This is a genomic window from Priestia sp. TRM10, from assembly GCF_057808375.1.
In genome coordinates this window covers 1-266 of record NZ_JBJZOT010000042.1, presented here as the reverse complement: position 1 = coordinate 266, position 266 = coordinate 1, and the positions used below count along the sequence as shown (strand labels likewise).

Sequence of the window (266 nt, the reverse complement as noted above, 5' to 3'; positions counted from 1 at the left end):
AGCCGCCGAAGGTGGGACAGATGATTGGGGTGAAGTCGTAACAAGGTAGCCGTATCGGAAGGTGCGGCTGGATCACCTCCTTTCTAAGGAGAATAGAGACGTGACGTATTTTGGTCAGTTTTGAGAGGTCAACTCTCAAAACATTGTTCATTGAAAACTAGATAACAAGTAAAGCAAGGTTAAACCATATAACTCTCATTTAATGAGAAAACCGAGTAAACGATCGCTACAACACTGTTAGTGTTGAAATAACCAATCAATGGTTA

The 266-nt window shown here is 41.4% G+C and carries 1 rRNA gene; it reads left to right on the top strand.

The annotated features are described in order from the left end of the window. Positions 1 to 83 (top strand): 16S ribosomal RNA (locus ACK3CR_RS27100); the annotation flags it as partial. Positions 84 to 266: the final 183 nt, after the last annotated feature.